Annotated in this window: 17 protein-coding genes; 10 read left to right on the forward strand and 7 right to left on the reverse strand. The window is 62.3% G+C overall.

Annotated features, from left to right (window positions below):
• Positions 1-403: 403 nt before the first annotated feature.
• The gene (locus HGO40_RS22610) at positions 404-1,045 is read right to left on the reverse strand and encodes a LysE family translocator (RefSeq protein ID WP_250964806.1); all 642 of its coding nucleotides are present in this window, start codon (positions 1,043-1,045) and stop codon (positions 404-406) included.
• 151 nt (positions 1,046-1,196) lie between these two features.
• Between HGO40_RS22610 and HGO40_RS22615 the strand changes: the two genes are divergently transcribed.
• A complete protein-coding gene (locus HGO40_RS22615) occupies positions 1,197-1,451 on the forward strand; it encodes a YceK/YidQ family lipoprotein (protein WP_225917585.1) in 255 nt (84 codons plus the stop codon).
• Positions 1,452-1,493: 42 nt separating this feature from the next.
• Here HGO40_RS22615 and HGO40_RS22620 read toward each other — a convergent pair whose 3' ends face one another.
• Complete coding sequence (locus HGO40_RS22620; RefSeq protein WP_250964807.1) at positions 1,494-2,363, reverse strand: SDR family oxidoreductase; 870 nt, start codon at positions 2,361-2,363, stop codon at positions 1,494-1,496.
• A gap of 146 nt (positions 2,364-2,509) precedes the next feature.
• Here HGO40_RS22620 and HGO40_RS22625 point away from each other — a divergent pair, with 146 nt between their 5' ends.
• The 3 genes from HGO40_RS22625 (at position 2,510) to HGO40_RS22635 (ending at position 9,169) form a co-directional block, all read left to right on the forward strand.
• Positions 2,510-3,385 (forward strand): LysR family transcriptional regulator, encoded by an 876-nt coding sequence (locus tag HGO40_RS22625; protein ID WP_250964808.1) that lies wholly within the window; start codon positions 2,510-2,512, stop codon positions 3,383-3,385.
• A 145-nt stretch (positions 3,386-3,530) separates the two neighbouring features.
• Positions 3,531-4,688 carry a response regulator gene (locus HGO40_RS22630; protein WP_250964809.1) on the forward strand — a complete coding sequence of 386 codons (1,158 nt, stop codon included), beginning with the start codon at positions 3,531-3,533 and terminating at the stop codon, positions 4,686-4,688.
• Positions 4,689-4,744: 56 nt separating this feature from the next.
• Entirely contained in the window at positions 4,745-9,169 is a 4,425-nt protein-coding gene (locus HGO40_RS22635) for a response regulator (protein ID WP_250964810.1), read from the forward strand.
• A gap of 43 nt (positions 9,170-9,212) precedes the next feature.
• Here HGO40_RS22635 and HGO40_RS22640 read toward each other — a convergent pair whose 3' ends face one another.
• A complete protein-coding gene (locus tag HGO40_RS22640) occupies positions 9,213-9,668 on the reverse strand; it encodes a winged helix-turn-helix transcriptional regulator (protein ID WP_250964830.1) in 456 nt (151 codons plus the stop codon).
• 279 nt (positions 9,669-9,947) lie between these two features.
• Between HGO40_RS22640 and HGO40_RS22645 the strand changes: the two genes are divergently transcribed.
• Complete coding sequence (locus tag HGO40_RS22645) at positions 9,948-11,198, forward strand: MFS transporter (RefSeq protein ID WP_250964811.1); 1,251 nt, start codon at positions 9,948-9,950, stop codon at positions 11,196-11,198.
• Here HGO40_RS22645 and HGO40_RS22650 read toward each other — a convergent pair.
• Positions 11,123-12,013, reverse strand: a complete 891-nt coding sequence (locus HGO40_RS22650; RefSeq protein WP_003200706.1) for a LysR family transcriptional regulator — start codon at positions 12,011-12,013, stop codon at positions 11,123-11,125. The two genes, HGO40_RS22645 and HGO40_RS22650, sit on opposite strands and share 76 nt — an antisense overlap.
• A gap of 168 nt (positions 12,014-12,181) precedes the next feature.
• Between HGO40_RS22650 and HGO40_RS22655 the strand changes: the two genes are divergently transcribed.
• The 5 genes from HGO40_RS22655 to HGO40_RS22675 all read left to right on the forward strand — a co-directional run bounded on the left by HGO40_RS22655 (position 12,182) and on the right by HGO40_RS22675 (position 20,053).
• Positions 12,182-13,264: a 4-oxalomesaconate tautomerase gene (locus tag HGO40_RS22655; RefSeq protein WP_250964812.1), complete on the forward strand. Its 1,083-nt coding sequence runs from the start codon at positions 12,182-12,184 to the stop codon at positions 13,262-13,264.
• Positions 13,265-13,319: 55 nt separating this feature from the next.
• A complete protein-coding gene (locus HGO40_RS22660) occupies positions 13,320-14,624 on the forward strand; it encodes a CitMHS family transporter (RefSeq protein WP_186705833.1) in 1,305 nt (434 codons plus the stop codon).
• 94 nt (positions 14,625-14,718) lie between these two features.
• Entirely contained in the window at positions 14,719-15,972 is a 1,254-nt protein-coding gene (locus HGO40_RS22665) for an OprD family porin (RefSeq protein ID WP_250964813.1), read from the forward strand.
• A 325-nt stretch (positions 15,973-16,297) separates the two neighbouring features.
• Positions 16,298-17,554: an MFS transporter gene (locus HGO40_RS22670; RefSeq protein WP_250964814.1), complete on the forward strand. Its 1,257-nt coding sequence runs from the start codon at positions 16,298-16,300 to the stop codon at positions 17,552-17,554.
• A 537-nt stretch (positions 17,555-18,091) separates the two neighbouring features.
• On the forward strand, positions 18,092-20,053 hold the full coding sequence (locus HGO40_RS22675) for a methyl-accepting chemotaxis protein (RefSeq protein ID WP_250964815.1): 1,962 nt from the start codon (positions 18,092-18,094) through the stop codon (positions 20,051-20,053).
• Between the two features lie 43 nt (positions 20,054-20,096).
• On the opposite strand, the gene HGO40_RS22680 is transcribed toward HGO40_RS22675, so the two are convergent.
• The 3 genes from HGO40_RS22680 to HGO40_RS22690 are packed head-to-tail and all read right to left on the reverse strand — an operon-like array spanning position 20,097 to position 23,088.
• Positions 20,097-20,852 carry an ABC transporter ATP-binding protein gene (locus tag HGO40_RS22680; RefSeq protein ID WP_250964816.1) on the reverse strand — a complete coding sequence of 252 codons (756 nt, stop codon included), beginning with the start codon at positions 20,850-20,852 and terminating at the stop codon, positions 20,097-20,099.
• Positions 20,846-21,907 carry a FecCD family ABC transporter permease gene (locus HGO40_RS22685; RefSeq protein WP_250964817.1) on the reverse strand — a complete coding sequence of 354 codons (1,062 nt, stop codon included), beginning with the start codon at positions 21,905-21,907 and terminating at the stop codon, positions 20,846-20,848. Before HGO40_RS22685 ends, HGO40_RS22680 begins: the two co-directional genes overlap by 7 nt.
• Positions 21,904-23,088 carry an ABC transporter substrate-binding protein gene (locus HGO40_RS22690; protein WP_250964818.1) on the reverse strand — a complete coding sequence of 395 codons (1,185 nt, stop codon included), beginning with the start codon at positions 23,086-23,088 and terminating at the stop codon, positions 21,904-21,906. The genes HGO40_RS22685 and HGO40_RS22690 overlap by 4 nt, the downstream gene beginning before the upstream one ends.
• Between the last annotated feature and the right edge of the window lie 46 nt (positions 23,089-23,134).

A 23,134-nucleotide genomic window follows, 5' to 3' on the forward strand; every position in this document is an offset into this window, starting at 1 on the left:
ACGGTCTGTACTGCGCGAACAGTCAGAATCGAGCCTTGTCCCTCCTCCTCCCTTCAAGTCCTACCATACAAGCGAGCCCGCTCGCGAAGGCGGCGTGTCAGTTTGCGGTGATGTTGGATGGGATGGCCTCATCGCGAGCAAGCTCGCTCCCACATTGGATACTCAGTGAACACAAATCTTATATCCGGCCCCCAATCCCTTTGGGAGCGAGCCTGCTCGCGAAGGCGGCGTGTCAGTTTGCGGTGATGTTGGATGGGCCGGCCTCATCGCGAGCAAGCTCGCTCCCACATTGGATACTCAGTGCACATAAATCTTGTGCCCGGCCCCAAATCCCCTGTGGGAGCGAGCTTGCTCGCGATGACGGTGGTTCAGTCACCTGGATTTCACGCAGCAAGCTCCCCTCCTAAGCGGCTGGCCGACGCATCGCCAGGATGGCCGCACCGAAGCCGATGAAGGTCGAGCCGACGAGCCGGCTGATCCACACGGAAAATTCGGGCCGTTTCAACACGCCTTTGGCCTGGGCGGCAATGGCTGCATACAGGCTCAAGGACACCAGCGACAAGCCGGCGAATATCGATGTCAGAATCAGGAACTGCGGCAGCAGCGCGGCGCTCTGGTCGATGAATTGCGGGAACAGGGCGGTGAAGAACATCGTCGCCTTTGGGTTGGTGATGGCCGTCAGGAACGCCGACTTGTACAGTTTTGAACGCGATGGCTTGCGGGTCGTGCCATCCACTTGCACATCCGGCGTAAGTATCGGGCTCTTCTTGAACAACTGCTTGGCACCCAGGTAGAACAGATAACCGGCCCCCAGGACTTTCACCGCATTGAACAGCCATTCGGAACTGGCGAGCAACGCGCCGAGGCCCAGCATGGCGGCGGCCGACAGGCAGAACAGCCCGCTGGCGTTGCCCACCGATGACCACACCGCGTAGCGCGGGCCGTAGGCCAGGCTGTTATTGATCGCCATCAAGGTGGCAGGTCCAGGACTGGCGATAGCGATGGCCGCGACCAGGGTAAAGGCGAGAATCGAGTGCAGTTCCATTGTTCACATTCGCGACTGATTGACAGGGTGAGCATCCTACAGGAGAACCTGGCGTCGCCGCTTCAGTCTTCCAACATGCCCTATAGGTCGTCCGCCATCGGTGCTACAGTCCAGCCTTTCAGGGAGAGCGAGCGTCATGCGGATCGTAATAATGACTTTGATCATGGCGCTGCTGGCAGGCTGTGCGACGGCCAACGAAACCTTTGGCATGGGGCAACTCTGCGGCCGCCAGCCATACTGCGGTGCGGCCACCGATATCGAGATCATCAAGGGCGCGACGAACGACAACGACGTTTACTCACGCGCGCTGGCGCCGTTTGCAATCATTGACCTGCCTTTCAGTATCGTCGCCGATACGTTGATCCTGCCCTATACGATTTTTCATATGAGGCCTGCCGAGGAGTAGGTCTCTCCAAATGATTCGGACCCACTCCCCCGCGCCAGGGGATCAAACCCCGGCGACGGCCTCGCGAACGAAGTCTTCATAGGTCCGCAACGGGCGTCCGAGTATCGCCTGCAACCGTTCCACGGTTCCTTCGGCCGCCTGCATGCCAAACGTCTGGATGCCAGTCATCATCAGGCGCATGTCATAAGCCAGCCACGCGGGACCGTACGCCGCCAATTGCGCTTCGAAGGCGGCCACATCGTCACCGCCATAGGCGACCTCGCGACCCAGGGCGGCACTCCAGGTTTTCGCCACGGTGACACCGGTCAGTACTTGCGGGCCGACCAGGTCCAGGGTGACCCGATCCAGGGCCGAAGGCGCCCTGTCGCGGCGCAGCAGCTCGGCGACGGCAATGTCGGCGATGTCGCGGGCATCGATCATCGACACGCCCACCGAGCCGATCGGCATCGGGTACACCGAATAGTCCCGGATCGTCTGCTGGACCATCGATTCGTTCTGCATGAAGTAAGCCGGCCGCAGGATGGTTGCCGGGATGTCGAGGCTTTCGATCATGCGCTCGACCGTGTGCTTGCCGGTGAAGTGCGGTACCTGGGTGAACGTGTCGGCATGGATCACCGACAGGTAGACGATGCGCTCGATGCCGGCTTCGCGAGCGAGGTTCAAGGTGATGAGGGCTTGCGTCACCTCGTCGGGGGTCACGGCGTTGAGCAGGAACAGCGTCCGTGCCGACGCCAGCGCATTGCGCAACGAAGGGACGTCGGTGAGGTCGGCAACGACTTCAGCGACGCCCGCCGGGAACGTGCCTTTGCCGGGCTGGCGCACGAGGGCGTTGACCTCAGCGCCTGCGCCGGCGAGGCGTTGAATGATGAGTGAACCGAGGGTGCCCGTGGCGCCGGTAACGAGAATGCTCATTTTGAATCTCCTGCAAAAGGGTAGGGGGGGGTCAGAACAGTCCGCTACGACCTTGTCGGCCCGTGGCGATGGGCAAACGATATTGTGTTGCAGGAGTAAAACGAAGACGCCAGGATGTAGACACTCCGTTGCATAAGTGGAACACCATGAACCTGAACGCGTTGACCGATTTCACCCTCGTGGCCACCAACGAAGGGTTGGGCAAGGCCAGCCGTGCCAGCGGCATATCCAAGGCCACCTTGTCGCGTCGTATCGCCGACCTTGAGGAGCAATTGGGTGTCCGGCTGATCGAGCGCAGCGCCCGCGGCCTGAAGCTCACCGAGGCCGGCGCGCTGCTGCTGGCCCGGGCCGAGGGGCCATTGGCCGAGGTGGCGGAAGCCATGGCGGCGGCGAAGGAGGGCGTCTCGACGCCGCGCGGACGCTTGCGTGTCGCTGCCCCGGTCCTGTTCTCGCAGCTCGCGATGGGACGCATCGGCGCCGAGTTTTGCGCGGCCTATCCTGACGTCACGATCGAGGCCATTGCCGAGGACCGTGTGGTTGATCTCGTCGAGGAACAATTTGACGTGGCGATCCGGATCAACCCGAGCCCGGACAGCGATCTGGTCGGCCGCTGCTTCGCCAAGGACCGGCTGGTGGGCGTGGCTGCGCCTGAAGTACCCACGCCTGCGCCCGCCGCTCTCCGTTCGGTTCCCGGCATTGTGGTTTCGAGTTTCGAGCCTGCCCATAGGACACTCGATGGCGGTCACCTGGGCCTGGAGCCGATCCCCAGGCTGCGTTTCTCTTCGTTCCTGATGATCCGCGATGCGGCCATCGCCGGTGGTGGGGCGGCTCTTCTCCCACAGTCGATCGCCTGGAACCCGTTGGCCAGTGGCGAGTTGGTCCAGTGGGGCACGGTAACGGGCAAGGAAGCCGAACTCTGGGTCCTGCACACGTCCCGGCGGCTGGCTGCGCCGAAGGTGCGGGCCTTTGTCGAATTCATGTGTGCCAGGTATCCGGACCTGTCGCTGATACTGAACGGATAGCGTCCTCTGCAACCGGCAGGCGGTGGGCGCTGGGCCGATGAATCGGCGGCAGCCTCGCAGAAGTGCAGCTAAGCTCACGGCCATTGAGGGGACAAAAATAAGTTTCCCTAGGGACGCCACATCTCTGGCAAGGGAGCCGCGAGCCATGAGCGCCGAACATAGCCACTATCCCCACGCCACCATTCTGGTGGTCGACGACACGCCGGATAATTTGATGTTGATGACGGCCCTGCTCAAGGACCGCTATCGGGTCAAGGCCGCGAACAGTGGCGAGAAAGCCCTGCGAGTGCTCCAGGGCGATTCGCTACCGGACTTGATCCTGCTGGATGTGATGATGCCCGGGCTGTCTGGTCATGAAGTGGCGGACCAGCTCAAGCATGATCCGCGGACCTGTGACATTCCCATCATCTTCCTCACTGCTATGGCGGCGATCGAGGACGAAATCCATGGCTTGGAACTGGGCGCGGTCGACTACATCACCAAGCCGATCAGCCCACCGTTGGTGTTGGCGCGGGTGGATACGCAGCTCAAGCTCAAGGCGGCGGCAGATTTTTTGCGTGATCAGAATGACTACCTGGAGAAGGAGGTGGAGCGGCGTACCCGCGAGGTCGTGGCCATCCAGGACGTGACCATCCAGGCCATGGCCTCACTGGCAGAGACCCGCGATAACGAGACCGGCAACCATATTCGACGGACCCAGCACTACGTAAGGGTCCTGGCCGAGCAGCTGCGCGACCATCCTCGCTTCAGGCATTTCCTCAACGACGAAACGATCCGCCTGTTGTTCAAGTCGGCGCCGTTGCACGACATCGGCAAGATCGGCATTCCTGACCATATCCTCCTCAAGCCGGGACGCTTCACCCCGGAGGAATTCGAGATCATGAAAACCCACACCACGTTGGGGCGCGATGCCATCCAGCGCGCCGAGGATCAGCTCGGCGTCCAAGTGGATTTCCTCTGCCTGGCCAAAGAGATTGCCTACAGCCACCAGGAGAAATGGGACGGCAGCGGATATCCCCAAGCATTGGCAGGCGACGATATTCCTATCAGCGCCCGGCTGATGGCGGTGGCGGATGTCTATGACGCCCTGATCAGCCGACGGGTGTACAAATTGGGCATGCCCCATGAGGAGGCCGTCGAGATCATCCGGCAGGGGCGCGGCTCACATTTCGATCCGGACATCTGCGATGCCTTCCTGGCCCATGTCGAACAGTTCCAGGCGATTGCGCAGCGTTTTGCCGACAGCGATCAGGACATGGCCAAACAGGTGGCTGCTCTGGAGTGTATCGCCCAGAAACCTTGAGCGAACGACTGCGAGCCGTTTTTCCAACTTCCTAATCGTGGTCACCGGGGTATGTCATGGTCAGATTACGCACCCTGCTTGAACGTCTCCCGCTTCGCCACAAGTTGATCCTCGGTTTTGCCACGTTATTACTCCTGGTGTTGGTTCTCGGCGTGCAGAGTCTACGTACTCAGGAGTCGCTGAAGCGGGACATGCAGAATCTCTATACCCAGGAACTGGTGGGCATGGAACACCTGCACGAAGCCCGGGTGCAATTGCCGCATCTGGTGCAGGCGCTGCAGCGTGCCGTGGGGACGGACAGCGCGGACGTGCGCGTCGAGTCGCTGCAACATTTGCGTAACACTCAAACCCGGCTGCACCGGTCGCTGGCCGAGGCCAAGTCAACCTTGAGGCGCGCGGAGAACCTGGCACGTCTCGCCGAGTTCGATGTGCTGCTGCAACAGTTGCAGCGAGAGGGGGAGCGGGCCTTTGCATTGATCGATCTGGGCCGCCAGAGCCAAGCAATGTTACTGCTCAACAGCAGCGAGTTCCAACGCCTCGATCAGCAGGCCGATGCCCTGTTGCATGCAATCGCTGAGGTCAAGGAGGCTTCGATCCGCGACACGGCCAAGGAGATTGCCGACTTTGCCGAGCGCAGCACCACGCTGACCTACACCCTGTTGCTCGGCGGATTGACGCTGGCGCTGCTGCTTTGCTGGCTGGTCAGCCAGTCGATCCGCCACCCGCTGAACCGAGTGCGAGTCGCCGTGGACCAGTTGGCCGCAGGAAAGCTCGATCAGCCGATTCCGCATACGGACTTGAATAACGAGACCGGCGACCTTGCGCGGGCCATCGCCAAACTGCAAATCGAGTCTCAACAGTTGGAACGCCAGCGGTCGGTCAAGGCGCAGATCGCTCAGTTACAGATTGACCTGCAGCAAGCTGAGGCTCCCGACGAACTGGCGCAGGTGTTCCTACAGCATATGGCGAACCTGCTCGGCATTTGCCAGGGCGTTCTCTACAGCGCTCATCAGGACGCTACCCGACTGGTGCTGATGGGCGGCTATGCCACCGATTCCGAGCGGCCACCGCAGGCGCAGGTCATATTCGGCGATGGTTTGCTGGGCCAATGCGCGGTTGATCGTCAGGCACGCCAGATGCACGCGTTGCCTGAGCACTATTGGCGCCTGCATTCGCAGCTCGGTGAGATCCCCGCCACGTGCCTGGTGCTGCAACCGATTCAGCGTGGAGAGCGGCTGCTCGGCGTGCTCGAACTCGCTGGATTAAAACCCTTGGATGATGATCAGTCACTGCTGCTTCAGGAGGCGACCCCTCGCTTGGCTGCGGCGATGGCCATCCTGGAACGTAATCAGGCCGTCCAGGTACTGCTGGCGGAAACCCGTCGGCAAGCCGATGAAATGGCGGAACAGGCGCTGCAGTTGGAGCGTCAGGCCCAGGAGCTCGAGGCCCAGCAATCGGCACTGCGCGCCACCGAGGCCTGGTATCGCGGGATCATCGAGGCGGCACCGGACGGCATGCTGGTCGTGGGGGCTGACGGGCGCATCCTGCGGACCAACCAGCAATTGGACCGGTTGTTCGGCTACAGCGCTGGCGAGTTGGTGGGCGAGGCTATCGAGCGTCTGGTGCCGGTGGCGAGTCGCGGGCGCCACGTCGAGTTGCGCAACGGCGTCATTGCCCACGGCGATACTCGGCAGATGGGTGCCGGCCTGGCCGACCTGCAGGGGGTACGCAAGGATGGCAGTCTGTTTTCGGTGGAGATCGGCCTGTCGCGCCTGCCGAGCCTGGAGGGCCGTGGGGTATGCGGGTGTGCCTCGGTGCGTGACGTCACCGAGCGTCGCCAGTTGCAGGCGGCGCTCAAAGTCAGCGAGGAACAACTGCGCGCGGTACTCGACAGCAGCCCGGTGGCCATGTTGATCAGGGACATTGAAGGTCGTCCGACCTACTGCAACCCGCAGTTCGAAAACCTGTTCGGTGTCGATATCATTCAACTCGAAGGCACCGATCCGGGGCGTTTCTGGGTTGATCAGCAGGCACACCAGCGCTTTGTCGCAGCAGCAGAGCAGGGCGCGGTGCTGAACTTCGAAGCCACTTTGCAGCGTCGCGAGGGTGAGCGCTTCGAGGTACTGGTTTCGGCGGCGACGCTGGAGCAGCGCGAGCGAGTCATTCGCGCCAACTGGTACTTCGACATTACCGATCGCAAGGCCGCCGAGGCCGAGGTGCACCTGGCGCGGGAGATCGCCGAGGAAGCGACCCGGGCCAAGAGCGAATACCTGGCCACCATGAGCCACGAGATCCGCACGCCGATGAACGCGATTATTGGCATGAGCCACCTGGCCCTGCGCACCGAGCTGGACCATCGGCAGCGCAACTACATCGAGAAGGTGCACCGCTCGGCGGAGAATCTGCTGGGGATCATCAACGACATCCTGGACTTCTCCAAGATCGAGGCCGGGAGGATGCACCTCGAGGCTATTCCCTTCCACTTGGAAGACGTGCTCGACGGCTTCGTCAGCATGATTGGCCTGAAGGTCGAGGACAAAGGCCGGGAGCTGCTGTTCAATACCCCGGCAGGGCTGCCGACGGCGCTGATCGGCGATCCGTTGCGCCTGGGCCAGGTGTTGATCAACCTGGGCAACAATGCGGCAAAGTTCACTGAGCAGGGCGAGGTCGTGGTGGGTGTGGAGCGACTGGGTGGCGGCGAGGAACAGGCACAGTTGCATTTCTGGGTGCGCGACAGTGGCATAGGCATGAGCCCCGAGCAATGCAGTCGGCTGTTCCAACCCTTCAGCCAGGCCGATAGCTCCACCCCGCGCAAGTACGGTGGCACCGGTCTGGGTCTGGCCATTTCCAAGCACTTGGTGGAGCTGATGGGCGGACGAATCTGGGGAGAAAGCGAACTCGGCCAGGGCTCGGTCTTCCATTTCGAGGTGAGCCTCGGCGTGCAGCGCGACGCTGTGCCGCGGCGAATGTTTACGGCCGATGAGCTACTCGGCGTTCGCGTGCTGGTGGTTGACGACAACGCCAGCGCGCGCGAGATTCTCTCCAGCATGGCGCGCAGTTTTGGTGTCGAGGTGGACGTGGCACAGAGTGGTCGCGCGGCGTTGGGGATGTTGGTGGAGGCGGAGCGCAAGACACTGCCCTATGACCTGGTATTGATGGATTGGCGCATGCCCGGCATGGACGGTGTGGAAACGGTGCGACAGATGCATGCCACCGACCTGGCGCAAACACCTTCGGTCATCATGGTCACCGCATTCGGGCGCGAGGAGGCGCGCGAAGAGGCCAGCCGGCACGGCATCCAGTTGCCGGTGGTGCTGACCAAACCGGTGACGCCGTCCACGCTGCTCGAGGCGATCGGCACGGTGCTCGGCAAGGTCCCTCAGGCCGACACTCGGGCCGGTGAGCGATCCGGGCAGAATGCCAATGCGATGGCTAGCCTGCGTGGCGCGCGCCTGCTGCTTGTTGAAGATAATGAACTGAACCGCGAGTTGGCCTGCGAGCTGCTGGGCAGCGCTGGCATCGAACTGTGCGTGGCCATCCACGGCGAAGAAGCACTCGACCTGTTGGCGCACGATGATGATTTCGACGGCGTACTGATGGACTGCCAGATGCCAGTCATGGATGGTTATACCGCTACTCGCAAGATTCGCGAGCAGTCGCGCTGGGCTGAGTTGCCGGTGATCGCCATGACCGCCGACGCCATGGCGGGAGACCGGGAGCGGGCCTTGGCCAGCGGTATGAACGACCATATCTCCAAGCCGCTGAACGTCGAGGGCATGTTCGTCACACTGGCCAAGTGGATACATCCTGCGCCCGGTCGTAACGCCCAGGCGCAGGAAACTTCAGCGTTGCCCATACCGGCTGGCGAGCACTTGTCCGCTGAACTTCCGGGCATCGACCAGAGAGCCGGCCTGGCCACTTGCATGGGCAAGGTCGACCTTTACCTGCGCCTGCTGCGCAAGTTCAGCTCCAGTCACCGTGCCTTCAGCACCGAGTTCCTGGCCGCCCGTAGCGATGATGATTGTTCAGTGTCGACACGCCTGGCCCATACCCTGCGCGGCACAGCGGGCAACATCGGCGCCAATGACGTCGCGAGCGCTGCCGCCGACTTGGAGCAGGCCTGCCTGACCGGCTCCCAGGAGGAGGTCGTGGCTGATCGGCTGGTGGAGGTGGAGCGCTGCCTGAATCTAGTGCTGGAAGGGCTGGCGGGGCTAACGGAGCCGGGGCCAGCCACCGAGTCGCTGCCTGTGTCACATTCCGACGCCGAGTTACAGGCGCGGCTGGCCCAAGCCAGGGACTTGCTGGTCGAGAGTGATACGCAGGCGCTGACGGTCCTGCACCCGCTGCCGAGGCTGACCTCCGACCCCAGGCTGGCCGAGCAGTTGCGCCGGGTCGTCCAGCACGCCGAGCGTTTCGATTTCGACCAGGCCTTGGCGTTGCTGGAAAACCTGGCCGGGTCGAGTCAAAAGGCCGTGAAGTAATGACCTCGGAATCGTCCTGGCAAGGGGGGATTCTGCCGTCGCTTTACGATTCGCCAATAACCCGTCTCAATCTTTGGCAATCAAACGGTCCAAGTTTTGCCCCGCTTGCCGAGCGAACCTCCATCGGCATGAGCGCCTGGCCGGAGGCGTTGTCCAGCAGCACGGAGCGCGTTTCTCCCGGCTCGAACAGGAAGCGTTCACCCCATTGCCGCAGGCTGACCACCACTGGAAAAATCTCCCGTCCTTTCTCTGTCAGGACGTATTCCTTGTAGGCGCTTCCATCCGAGGCGGGGCGAACGTCGAACACACCGACCTCGACCAAGGCTTTGAGCCTCGATGCCAGGATGTTCTTGGCCACGCCCAGGCTTTTTTGAAATTCACTGAAGCGGCGGATGTCGTCGAAGGCGTCGCGGATGATCATCAGCGACCAACGATCGCCTATCACGCCGAGTGTCCTGGCGACCGGGCATTCGTTGTTTTGCGATGGAGCCGTTTCCATTTCATTGACCCTCTGGAAAAGCATAGCCAAGTTGGCCGGAATCTTGTGGTTGCAAATTGAAACCTGATCGAGCAACAATTCAGTTAGGTTTTTAATTGAAACCAGTTTAGCGCCAAGGAGACGTGCATGACAGCAGAGGCCGACTGTTTCACCCCGCAGCCTTCGGAAAATCAGTGTGGCGAAGGCGCTTGCTCCCGCTTGAGTGCGAAGTGCTCACAAGAGGGGCCGCTTCGCAGCCCAGCGGGAGCAAGCTCCCTCGCCACGGGGTCCTCGTGTTCCTTGGGTGAACAACATGGCGACCATTGCCCGGGCCTTTCGCCGTCGCTCACATTATTGTTCTCCGTGACCTGCGCACTGGCCGTCGCCAACGTCTACTTTGCCCAGCCCTTGCTCGCGTCGATGGCCGAGAGTCTGGGTGTCGCTTCAGGGTTGATCGGGGTTGTGGTGACGGCCACCCAGGTGGGTTACGCGCTGGGGTTGCTGTTCATCGTCCCGCTGGGGGACAAGGTCGCCCGTAAACGGTTGGTGTTCGCCCAATTGGTGTTGTCTGCGATTGCGCTGGCGGCCGTCGGCGCAGCCCAGCATTGGTTGGCGATGCTGGGCGCCCTGATCGTGATGGGGCTGCTGGCGGTGGTCGTCCAGGTGGTGGTGGCCTATGCCGCCGCGCTGTCCTCGCCCTCCCAACGGGGACAGGCCGTGGGAACCGTCACCAGTGGCGTCGTCCTGGGGATTCTCCTGGCGCGGTTCATCTCTGGAGTGATCGCCGATCTGGCGGGCTGGCGCGGGGTTTATTTCGTTTCCTCGGGCTTGATGCTGATCATCGCGGTGGTGTTCTGGGCCGTGGTGCCTGCCACCGTGTCGCCCCGCAACCGGGAGCCCTACCTGGCGCTCATCCGCTCGCTGTTCATGCTGTTCGTGACCGAGCCGATGCTACGGACCAGGGGGTTGCTGGCCTTGCGGGTCTTTGCCGCGTTTTCGGTGTTATGGACGGCCATGGTGCTGCCGTTGAGCGCCGCGCCGCTGGCGCTTTCCCATACCACCATCGGCCTGTTTGGCCTGGCCGGCGTCGCAGGAGCCCTGGCGGCCAGAAGCGCCGGACGCTGGGCTGACCGAGGCTTTGGACAACGGGTTACCGGCTGGTCCCTGGGGCTCCTGACGCTTTCCTGGCTGCCCATCGCGTTGACCGAGACCTCCCTGATTGCGCTGGTCTGCGGTGTGGTGTTGCTCGACTTCGCAGTGCAAGCCGTGCACGTCACCAACCAGAGCCTGATTTTCGCTGCACGGCCTGACGCCCAAAGCCGCATGGTCGGCGCCTACATGTGTTTCTACTCGGTGGGCAGTGCACTGGGCGCGATGGCCGCAACCCAGGTCTTCGCGCTATGGGGCTGGATGGCGGTCAGCCTGCTGGGCGTCTCGATCAGCCTCGCTGCGCTGGTGGTGTGGCGGCTCTCGCTTCATTGCGGCCACTGTTCAAGCAGGATCGAGACGAATTTCTCCGCGGCCGGGGAGAGCGATGCGCCCCGGCGGTAGACCAGGCCCAGCGAGCGGTTTACCACCGGCTCGATCAGCGGCACGCTGACCAGCGTTGGATGGTCCCCGGCCGGCATCGCCAGGCTGGGCATCGCCGACACGCCCAGGCCAGCCTCCACTAGTCCTAACGACGTGGACAGGTGCTGCACTTCGTAGAACCACTGCGGGCGCCAGCTCAGGCCCGACAGCGCGTGGTCCAGGAGCATGCGGTTGCCGCTCAGGCGGCCAACGCCGATCAACCGGTAATCGCTGAGTTCCGACCAGGTGACCGCGCTGCGTTCGGCCAGCTCATGGTCGCGCCGGCAGGCCAGCACAAAGGGCTCGTTGACCAGGGGCACGAACTCGATGTCCGGGTGCTGGCCGCTCATCATGTTGATGCCGAAATCGGCTTCGCCGCGCAACACCGCTTCGAGCCCTTCATTGGCGCTGAGGTCGAGCAGGCGGATGCGGATTTTCGGGTAGCGCTCGTTGTAGAGGCGGATCACCGAAGGCAGGAAATAGAACGCCGCCGTGGGGATGCAGGCCAAGGTCACCCGGCCGATCTGTCGCTCCGCCAGCTCGCGGATATTGAGGATCGAGTCGTCGAAATCATCCAGCAGGCGTCGCGCCTTGGGCAGGAAGTCACGGCCGACGCTCGTCAGGCTGACCTTGCGGGTGGTGCGATCGAGCAAAGCGGTCCCCAAGCCTTCCTCGAGTTTTTTCATCCGTCGGCTCAAGGCGGGTTGGGACAGGTGCAACGCATCGGCGGCCTCGTGGAAACTGCCAAGTTCGGCGATTTTCACGAAAGATCGTATGTCCTGCAGCTCATATTCCATGTTTTCTCTCGCTGGGGAAGGGCGGTGAGTCCCGGGCGAATCCTAGAATAATTCTTTTGTGAAACGCAATAATGACGACGATCTTTGCATTGGAAACACTTTTTAAACCCTGCCACTCTTGTGTCCAGAACATCAATTATCCAGATTGATCAACAAGAGTTAATGTTCATGAAGCGAATCCCTTGTGTGCTGATGCGCGGCGGTACGTCAAAAGGCCCGGTGTTTCTCGCCTGGGATCTGCCGGTCGCCATCGCCGAACGTGACGAGTTGCTGATCAACCTGATGGGCTCCGGCCACGAACTGGAAATCGACGGCATCGGCGGCGGCAGCCCACAGACCAGCAAGGTGGCGATCGTCAGCCCATCGCTGCACCCGGAAGCCGACGTCGATTATCTGTTCGTCCAAGTCATGGTGTCCCAACGTCGGGTCGACACCGCGCCCAACTGCGGCAACATGCTCTGCGCCGTCGGCCCGTTCGCCATCGAGCAGGGGCTGGTCAAGGCTACCGGCGAGCTGACCCGGGTGCGCATTCGCAACCTCAATACCGGGACTTTCGTGAATTCCGACGTGCCACCCCCGAAAGGCACGGTCAGCTATGAAGGCGACACCGCCATCGATGGCGTGCCCGGTACGGCCGCCCCGGTGCAACTGACCTTCCTCGATGCCGCGGGCAGCAAGACGGGGAAGCTCTTCCCGACCGGGCAACCCCTGGACATGATCGACGGCATTGCGGTGACCTGCATTGACATGGCGATGCCGATGCTGATCGTCGAGGCCAGCCAACTGGGCAAGCGCGGTGACGAAAGCCCCGCTGAACTGGACGCCGACAAGGCATTCATGCGGCGCCTGGAATCCTTGCGGCTCAAAGCCGGCCGGGCGATGGGCCTGGGTGACGTCAGCGACATGGTGATCCCCAAGCCGGTCCTGGTGTCGCCGGCCAAGTCTGGCGGGACCCTCCAGGTGCGCTACTTCATGCCCCACAGCTGCCACCGCGCCTTGGCGATCACCGGCTCCATCGGCCTGGCGACGGCTTGCGTGACCCACGGCAGTGTCGCGGCCAACCTGATCGGTGGCGGCGGCGAGCCTCGTTTGGAGCAGGTTCGCATCGAGCACCCTAGCGGCGGTATCGATGTCGTGTTGTCCTACACCGGCAAAACGGGTGAGACCATTCGAGCCTCGGTAGTACGCACCGCCCGCCGACTTTTTTCAGGTTTTGTATACGCCACGGTTTCCCGGCGCCTGGCCGGTTAGCCAGGCAGACCTCGTCATTGCATCAGCGACTCAATAACAACAAGAGATCTGACATATGCTCGCTTTACTTGGCTTGGCCATGGTGGTGGTCTTCACCTTCCTGATAATGACCAAACGGCTGTCGCCCATCGTCGCCCTGACGGTGGTGCCGATCGTCTTTGCCGTGCTTGGCGGCTTTGGCGGCACCACCGGCAAGATGATGCTGGATGGCCTGAAGATGGTCGCGCCGTCAGCGGCACTGCTGTTGTTCGCGATCCTGTTTTTCGGCCTGATGATCGACGCCGGCCTGTTCGACCCGCTGATCCGCAAGATCCTCAAGCGGGTCAATGGCGACCCGATGAAAATCGCCGTGGGCACTGCGCTGTTGTCGCTGTTGGTGGCGCTGGACGGTGACGGCACGACGACGTACATGATCACCTGTGCCGCGATGCTGCCGCTGTATAAGCGCATCGGCATGAACCCGATGATCCTGGCGACCGTTTCCATGCTCTCCTTGAGCATCATGAGCGGCATGACCCCTTGGGGCGGCCCGGCGACCCGTGCCATCGCAGCCCTGGGCCTGGATGCCGGTGAGTACTTCGTGCCGTTGCTGCCGACCATGATCGGTGGGGCCGCATGGGTGGTGTTCACGGCGTTCCTGTTGGGCCGTGCCGAGCGCAAGCGCATCGGCAATGTCCAGCTGCAAAGCGGCGGTGGTAATTGCTACATCAACGCGATCATGGAAGACACGCCCCACAAGCGTCCGAAACTGGCCTACGTCAACCTGCTGTTGGTGGTCGCGGTGATGGTCGCGCTGGTGATGGGGCTCATGCACTCGGCGATCCTGTTCCTGATCGGTTTTGTCCTGGCGCTGATGATCAACTATCCGCAACTGGATATTCAGAAGGAACGCATTCTCGCCCATTCGGGCAATGCCATGACCGTGGTCCTGCTGGTGTTTGCCGCGGGCATCTTCGCCGGGATTTTCTCTGGGACGAAGATGGTCGATGCATTGGCGCAAACCCTGGTGGACTGGATTCCGCCGTCCTGGGGCCATCTGTTCCCGTTGGTGGTGGCGATTACCAGCATGCCGCTGACCTTCGTCTTGTCCAACGATGCCTACTACTTCGGTGTCGTGCCGATCCTGGCTAACGCCGCGGCGGCCTACGGGATCGATCCGGTGGAAATTGCCCGGGCGTCCATTCTTGGCCAGCCGGTGCACCTGATGAGTCCGCTGGTGGCCTCGACCCTGTTGCTGGTGGGCATGGTCGACCGTGACCTGGGCGACTTTCAGAAAGCCACCATCAAATGGGCGGTGCTCACCTCCCTGGTCATTACTGCATTGGCCCTGCTGACCGGGGCGCTGACGCTGTTCTCCTGATTCACCCGCCGCACTTTTAGCTGCCTGCCTGACACGCCCCGCAAGGGGGTGTGCGCCGGCCTGCACGGCCAATAACAACAACGAGTAGCTCGACATGACCACTTTGCTTACCCGCGGGGCTTTGTTTCCAATCCTTGGCCTGTTGCCCCTGGCCTCGGCCAGCGCCGAAGGTTTCATCGACGACAGCAAGCTCAAGCTGCAATTGCGCAACGTCTATTTCAACGAAAATTTCCGCGATGAGCACGGCATGAGCGCACGGGCGGCGAGGACGGCCAAGAGTGAGCGCACCGAATGGGCCCAGGGTTTCCTGCTGGATTACCAGTCGGGCTTTACGCCGGGCACGATCGGTTTCGGCGTCGACGCCCTGGGCCTGCTCGGGGTCAAGCTCGACTCCGGGCGCGGCCGCAGCGGCACCGGCCTGCTACCGGTGCATGACGACGGTCGCGCCGCCGACGAGTTCGCCAGCGCGGGCATGACCGCCAAGGCCCGGTTCGCGAAGACCACGCTCAAGCACGGCACCTTGCTGCCCAAGACCCCAGTGCTGATCTACAACGATGCGCGGCTGTTGCCCCAGACCTACCAAGGCACCCAGGTCAGCAGCAGTGACATCGATAACCTCACCCTCACCGGCGGGCGTCTGGAGCGTTTCAAACTGCGGGATTCGAGCGACAGCATGCCCATCGTGCCCGATGGCTACGGCGGCGATGAGTCCGGTGACTTCAGCTATGCCGGCGCCGACTACAAGTTGGGTAAGAACGTCCGCCTGAGCTACTTCTATGGCGAGCTGGAGAATTTCTATCGGCAGAATTTTGCTGGCATCCAGCATGATCTGCCCTTGGGTGCCGGGGTACTGACCAGCGACCTGCGCTATTTCAACAGCGTCGATTCGGGTTCGGCCTACGGCGGCAAGATCGACAACGACATGCTCAGCGGGTCGCTGTCCTACGCCGTTGTCGGCCATACGTTGAGTGCCGGTTACCAGACCCTCAGCGGCGAGGCGGGCCTGCCTTACATCAGTGGCGCCACGGTGTACTCCTTCAGCAACGTCGGGATCGGCAAGTTCATCGAGGAAGATGAGAAGACCTGGATGCTCGGTTACGGCTACGACTTCGCGCGCCTCGGTGTGCCTGGCCTGACATTCTCCACCCGCTACCTGAGCGGTAACGATGGCAAGTCCAACACCGCGGTCAAAGAGTGGGAACGTGACGCGGAGATCGCGTACGTGGTGCAGCAGGGCACGTTCAAGGGGCTGGGGGTGAAGGTGCGAAACTACGTCTATCGCTCGGACTTTTCACGGGGGCGTGACAGTAATCGGATCTACTTCACCTACGACATCGCGCTTTGGTAGGGCGTGCAGTTTATTTAAGAAACAACGACGGACTTGTGGCGAGGGAGCTTGCTCCCGCTCGGCTGCGAAGCGGTCGTGAGCCGGCGGGTGAGGTGTGTCTGTGTTACGCGTTTGGCAGGTTTTGGGGCCGCTTCGCGACCCAGCGGGAGCAAGCTCCCTCGCCACGGATTTATCAGCGCTCTTAAGTGAACAGTACACCCTTTTGGTAGGATGCTTTGCGCGCCCCGTCACGCAGCGTTGGTGACGCAGGGCGCAAACCGTCGTCTCGTGTGACCGTACACCTTGGCGCCAATCATCTTTGGGCAAAGCCCTCGTCGAGGCCGCTGTGGATCGAAACCAAGACCGCCGCAACAACCTTTCCCTGGATGGCCTGAATTTTTTCCTCGCGGATGTCCGCGATGGTTTGGGCCCGTACCTGGCGATCTACCTGTTGGCGGTGCATCGCTGGGACCCGGCCAGCATTGGCGTGGTCATGACGGTGGCGGCGATGGCCGGGCTCGTTGCCCAAGCGCCGGCTGGCGCGTTGATCGACCGGGTACACAGCAAACGTGCCGTGGTGGCCGTGGCGGCCTTGATGGTGACGCTCGGTTGCCTGGTGCTGCCGTTCACGTCGTCCTTCGGCCTGGTGGCGTTGACCCAGGCGCTTGGCGCTGTGGCGGCCTCGGTCTTTGCGCCAGCTATTGCCGCCATCTCCCTGGGCATTACTGGCGCCAAGGCCTTTACGCGGCGCACTGGGCGCAACGAGACATTCAACCACGCGGGCAATGCCTGCGCAGCGCTGCTGGCGGGTGGGTTCGCCTGGCTGTTCGGTCCCATTGCGGTGTTCTACCTGATGGCCGCGATGGCATTGGCCAGCATCGTGGCGGTCAGTTGCGTGTCCGCCGAGGCCATCGACCATGACGTGGCCCGAGGGCTGGAGGCGGGGCAGGTGGGCCACGGCCCGGTACCCTCGGCGCTGCGGGTGTTGCTGGATAACCGCACGCTGCTGTTGTTCGCCATGTGCTGCGGGCTGTTCCACCTGGCGAACGCGGCGATGCTCCCGCTGGTCAGCCAGAAGCTGGCCCAGGCCAACGTGCACCTGGCCACGCCGCTGACGTCGGCCTGTATCGTTGCGGCGCAGCTGGTCATGGTGCCCATGGCGTGGCTGGTGGGGGTCAAGGCCGATGCCTGGGGCCGCAAGCCGTTGCTGCTGGCCGGCTTCCTGATCCTGCCCATCCGCGGTGTGCTGGATGTGCTTTCGGACGACCCCTACTGGTTGGTGGCGGTGCAGTTGCTGGACGGTATCGGTGCCGGACTGTTTGGCGCGCTGTTTCCCCTGGTGGTCAAGGACCTGACCCAGGGCACCGGGCGTTTCAACGTCAGCCTTGGGGTGTTGTCGACGGTGTTCGGGCTGGGCGCCGCGTTGAGCAACAGCCTGGCCGGCTTCGTCGTGCAGGGGGCTGGCTACAGCGCTGCATTCCTGACCCTGGCAGCGATTGCCGCCTTGGCGTTCGGCCTGTTGCTGGCGATGCCCGAGACTTTCCGGCCAAGCCGCGCTCCACAGCCCGGCACGCTTGCGGTGCCTGACGGCGGGATTGCCTGAGGCCGCGTATCACCCCTGTGGGAGCGAGCTTGCGCGCGAAGGCGGCGGCCCAGTCAAAATGGCTGCAAGCTGACCCACCGCTTTCGCGAGCAAGCTCGCTCCCACAGGGTGATGTGTACGCTGGACAAAATGTGGGAGCGAGCCTGCTCGCGATGACGGCGGCACATCCAACATCAATGCCTGCTGGGCCGCTGCTATCGCGAGCAAGCTTTGCTCCCACAGGGAAATTGGGAGCGCCCGGCAATCTGAATCTTGTCATCCCCGAATGCATGGGGTCTCCAATGGGATGAAATGCGCGCCTATCGTTAAGCACTTTCCCTTACCGGATACTTCCCGTTTATTTGTCGAAAGCTTGACCCTGATCAAGGCAAATCGAAATGCCCGCGTCATCGCCGTTATAAGTGCCAAGCGGAGCAATAACAGGGGTGATGGCTATTTGGTATTGCGTTAAGATCGCCCCACGTCAGCGTGTATAACAACCCTCATACAACAAGTTCACGCGTCATTAATTCAATATGAAATGAGGCTTGAACGGAAATGCTCAGGAATGCACCGCTGCGTCTGAAACTTTTATTGATCCTGCTACTTCCCCTGTTGGGATTCTTGTCCTTGGCCGGCGTCTTTATCGTGGACAACTACAAGACCCTGCGCGATATGGACGCCACGGTCGCCGCCAGCGCCACGGCACAGAAGTTGAGTCAACTGATCACGGTATTGCAGCGCGAGCGCGGCGCCAGCGGGGTTTTCCTGGGCAGCGGCGGCAAGTCCATGGGTGAACGGATGGCCCAGGCGCGCCAGGATTCCAATGCCTCGGCCAAGGTGGTGCGTGGGTTGTCTGGGTCGGACAGTGCGCAATTGGACAATGTTCTCCAAGCACTGGACCAGTTGCCCGTCATTCGTGGGCAAGTGGATAAGTTGGGTATCAGCAGCACCGAATCCGGTGTTCGTTATACCGAGATCATTCAAGCGCTCATGGGCTATACCCACTCTTTGGAAGCGACGATCAACAACGCCACCATTGTTCATGCGCTCAATGCCCTCAATCAGTTTATCGAGATGAAAGAGCGGGCCGGACGCGAACGGGTCGTGCTGGGCCTGGTATTCAGCCAGGATCGTTTCGATGAGACCTTGTTGTCGCGCTTTAGCCGCAATCTTGGTGAGTTCTCTGCGTATTCCGACGCGTTCCGCCGCCAGGCCCAACCCGTCTTGCTTCAACAGTTCACCGAGCAGATGCTCAAGCCCGCTGCGGTCGAAGTCGGTAAGTTGCAGCGCCTGGCTTTCGAAGTGCCATTGGGCCAGTCGCTGGGCATCAAGCCAGAGGCCTGGTTTGAACTCTCCACTCAGCGCATCGATATGATGAGCCAGGTGGAAGACGCCCTCGGTCAAAGCATCAGCCGCTTGGCGATTCACGGCCGCGATGAAGCAAGTCGTGCGTTGTGGCTGACCGTCGCTGCGGTCGTCGTGGCGCTGCTGGCGGTGACGGTGTTGTCGTATGTGATCATCCGCCTGATTGATCTGGCGGTGCGCGATGTGAACCAGGCCCTGAACGGCCTGGCACAGCGTGACCTCACCGCCAGGGCCACCTATGAAGGCCGCGATGAGTTCGGCCAGATCTCGCGCAACCTCAATCGCATGGCGCAGGAGATCAGCGAGATCGTGCAGGAAATCGGCAACGCCACGGCGCAAGTGGCCACCGCCGCGCAAGAGTCTTCCACGGTGACGGTCCAGACCAGCATGAGTGTCGAGCAACAGCGCCAAGGCACCGAGCTGGTGGCCACGGCGATCAATCAGATGAGCGCCACGGTGCGCGAGGTGGCGCAAAGTACCAACGATGCGGCGCACATGTCGCAACAGGTCAACCTCAGCACGGCCCAAGGGCGCGTGGAAATCGAAAGCACCATCGGGCTGATCCGCCAATTGTCCGGGCAGGCCGAGGAGACCGCGCAAATCATTGATGATCTCAAGCTGGAAAGCGATGCCATTTCCTCGGTGCTCGATGTGATTCGCGGCATTGCCGAACAGACCAATCTGTTGGCGCTCAATGCGGCGATTGAAGCGGCGCGGGCCGGTGACCATGGCCGCGGTTTTGCGGTGGTCGCCTCCGAAGTGCGCACCCTGGCACAAAAGACCCAGGAGTCCACGGGCAACATTCAACAGATGATCAGCAACCTGCAGGCCGGTTCGGATCGTGCGGCGCTGTCCATGCAGCAGACCCTGGACAAGGCCCAGGACGGGGCGAGCAAAGTCGAGCGCGCGGGGGAGTTGCTGGTGGAGATCGCCGAGGGGGTGGCGACGATCAGCGACCGTAACATCCAGATCGCCTCCGCGGCCGAAGAGCAGCGCGCGGTGTCCGAAGACATCAATCGCAACGTGAACGAGATCAACGACCTGGTGATCCAAGTGAGTGCCGGCGCCGAGCAGACGGCCATCACCAGCCAGGAACTGGCGCGCCTGGCCGAGCACCAGCAACAGTTGGTCAATCGCTTCAAAGTCGCCTAGCTCTTGCAACCTCGGGCCTTCGACGCAAGGCCCGGGTGTGCGCTCAGACGATGTCGTCGATCAGGATATGGAGCTCGCCGCGGCTGCATTGCTCGATCCGCGCCTCGACCTTGTAGACCTTGCGCAGCATCGATTCGCTGATCACCTCGGCGCTTGGGCCGCTGCCCTGGGCGGTGCCGTCGGCGATGACCAGCACCTGGTCGGCAAAGCGCAGCGCCTGGTTCAGGTCATGGATGGCGATGAACACAATGACCTGGCGTTTGCGCGCCAGGGCCCGCATGAAGTTCAGCACCTGGACTTGCCGGTGCATGTCCAGGGCGCTGGTCGGTTCATCCATCAGCAGGATTTCCGGTTCGCGCACCAGGGTCTGGGCGATCGACACCAGTTGCTGCTGTCCGCCGCTGAGCTCGCCGAGATTACGGAACGACAGTTCGGTGATGCCCAGCGCGGCGAGAATGTCATCCACCAACTTCAGTTCATCATCGTGGACGACCCAGCCCGGCGTAAGCTGCTTTCGCGCCAGCAACACCGACTCGTACACCGTCAACCGGGCGCTGGCGTTCAAGCCTTGGGGCATGTAGCTGATGCCCTGCGGTCCCTTTTTCGAGTCTTCCAGAACCACTTGCCCGGGGCCGTCGATCAAGCCGGCCATGCGCTTGAACAAAGTGGATTTGCCCGCTGCGTTGGGGCCGACCACCGCCACCACCTGGCCGCCGACAAAGGCTGCCGTGGTCACGCCGTGAATGACCGTGCGCTGGCCGTAGCGTGCGCCGAGATTCTCCAGCCGGATCGTTACCATGAGTTTTTCTTTCCGCCGAGAATCAAGGATATGAAGAAGGGCACGCCGATCAGCGACGTCACCACGCCGATGGGGAAAATCGCCCCGGGAATCAGGGTTTTGCTGATCACCGAACTGGCGGACAGAATCAGTGCGCCGGTCAGCAGGGACGCCGGCAGGAAGAACCGCTGGTCTTCACCGATCAGCATTCGTGCGATGTGCGGTCCGACCAGGCCGATGAAGCCGATGGTGCCGACAAAGGCCACCGGGAACGAGGCGAGCAGGCTGACCATGATCAGCGTTTGAAAGCGCAGGCTGCGCACGTTGATGCCGAAACTCGCGGCCTTGTCGTCTCCCAGGCGTAGCGCGGTCAAGGCCCAGGCACGCCGGGCGAAAATCGGCAGGGTGACCAGGATCACCAGGCAGATCCCCCCGAGCTTGGGCCAGGTGGCTTTGGTCAGGCTGCCCATTGTCCAGAACACCACGGCGGCCACGGCTTGCTCGGTGGCAAAGAATTGCACCAGTGCCAGCAGCGCGTTGAAGGTGAACACCAGGGCGATGCCGAGCAGCACGATGGTCTCGGCAGTGACACCACGGCGCAGGCTCAGGAAGTGGATCAGCAAGGCCGACAGCATGGCCATGATGAACGCGTTCAGCGGCACCATGTACTGCGCCGCCAACGGGAACAAGGCCACGCCAAACGCCAGGCCCATGGCAGCACCGAAACTGGCGGCGGCGGAAATGCCCAGGGTGAACGGACTGGCCAGCGGGTTGTTGAGGATCGTCTGCATCTGCGCGCCGGCCAGGGACAACGCCGCACCGACCGCAACGGCCATCAGCGCCACGGGCAGGCGGATATCCCACATCACCACGCGGACCTGGGGCGATGCGCTGTCCGGTGAAAACAGCGCGCCGAGCACTTCGTCGAGGCTGTAGCGCGCCGGCCCGAGGGCCAGGTCAAGCAGCACGCTGCAGATCAGCAGCAGCGCGAGCCCGCCAAGGATAAGCCGCTTGCGCAGCACCAGGCGTCGGTAGGTGTCACGTTGCATCACCAGGGTTTCGTTCAGCGTGGTCATGGCTTGTCCTCGGCCTGGCGCAGGCTGACGGCGTAGCCCGGTTCATAAGGGACCGGCAGGAACTGCTCGTGCAATTGGCGGAACGAGGCGTCCGGGTCCAGGTCGGCAAACAACGTGGGGTGAAACCATTTGGCCAATTGCTGGATGGCGACGAACTGATAGGGGCTGTTGTAGAACTGGTGCCAGATGGCGTGGAACGCCTGGTCGTCCTGAGCCTTGATGCCGGCATAGGCCGGCCGCTGGGTGTACCACGCCAGTTTTTGCCTGGCTTGGGCCAGGTCCGCCCCCGGGCCGACGCCGACCCAATGGCCACCAGGGGCAAAGGCTTCCCAGTTGGCACTGGTGACCACCACCTGCGCCGGGTTGGCGACCACCACTTGCTCGGCGTTCAACTGGCCGAACGTGGTGGGGATGATGCCTTTGGCAATGTTGTCGCCACCGGCCATTTCGACGAACAGGCCGAAGTTCTCGTTGCCGAAGCTCAGGCAGCAATCATCGGTGTAGCCGCCGATGCGCTCGATGAAGACCTTTGGCCGGGCAGGGTGGCGCGCCTCGATGACGTCGGTGACGCGTCGAATCTGCTGGTTGCGAAAGTCGATGAACGCCTCGGCCCGGGCTTGCTTGCCGAACAATTGGCCGAACAGGCGCATGGTCGGCTCGGTGTTCTGCATCGGGTTGTTGCGAAAGTCGACATAGACCACCGGGATGCCCAAGGCGTCGAGCTTTTCGATATAGCGCGCGTCCTCGGTGGCGTGCTGGGCTTCGATATTGAGGATGATCACATCCGGACGCTGGGAAATCGCCTGCTCGATGTCGAAGGTGCCGTCCTCGAAGCCACCGAAGGTCGGGATCTTGGCGATGTCGGGATATTTGCGCAGGTAGGCGCCGTAGGTGTCCGGATCGGACTGGATCAGGTCCTTGCGCCAACCGACGATGCGTTCGATGGGGTTTTGCGTGTCCAGCGCCGCCACCAGGTACAACTGGCGACCTTCGCCGAGGATCACCCGCCGGACCGGGAGGTGCACCTTGACCTGGCGCCCGAGCAGATCGGTCACGCTGCCCAGGGCCGGATCCGTCTCGGCGGCGACAGCGTTGCGTGGCGCCAGGGAAAACAACGACAAGCCGAGCCACCCGGCGAACAGCAGGATGGCGAGCGTGTGATGACGCAAAACGGTAACCATGGTGCAGGCCTTTACGGAAGCCGACCGGGACAACGGCGCAAACCGC

Origin of the sequence: Pseudomonas sp. CG7 (assembly GCF_023701885.1) — a bacterium.
Classification (GTDB): Bacteria; Pseudomonadota; Gammaproteobacteria; order Pseudomonadales; family Pseudomonadaceae; genus Aquipseudomonas; species Aquipseudomonas zanjanensis.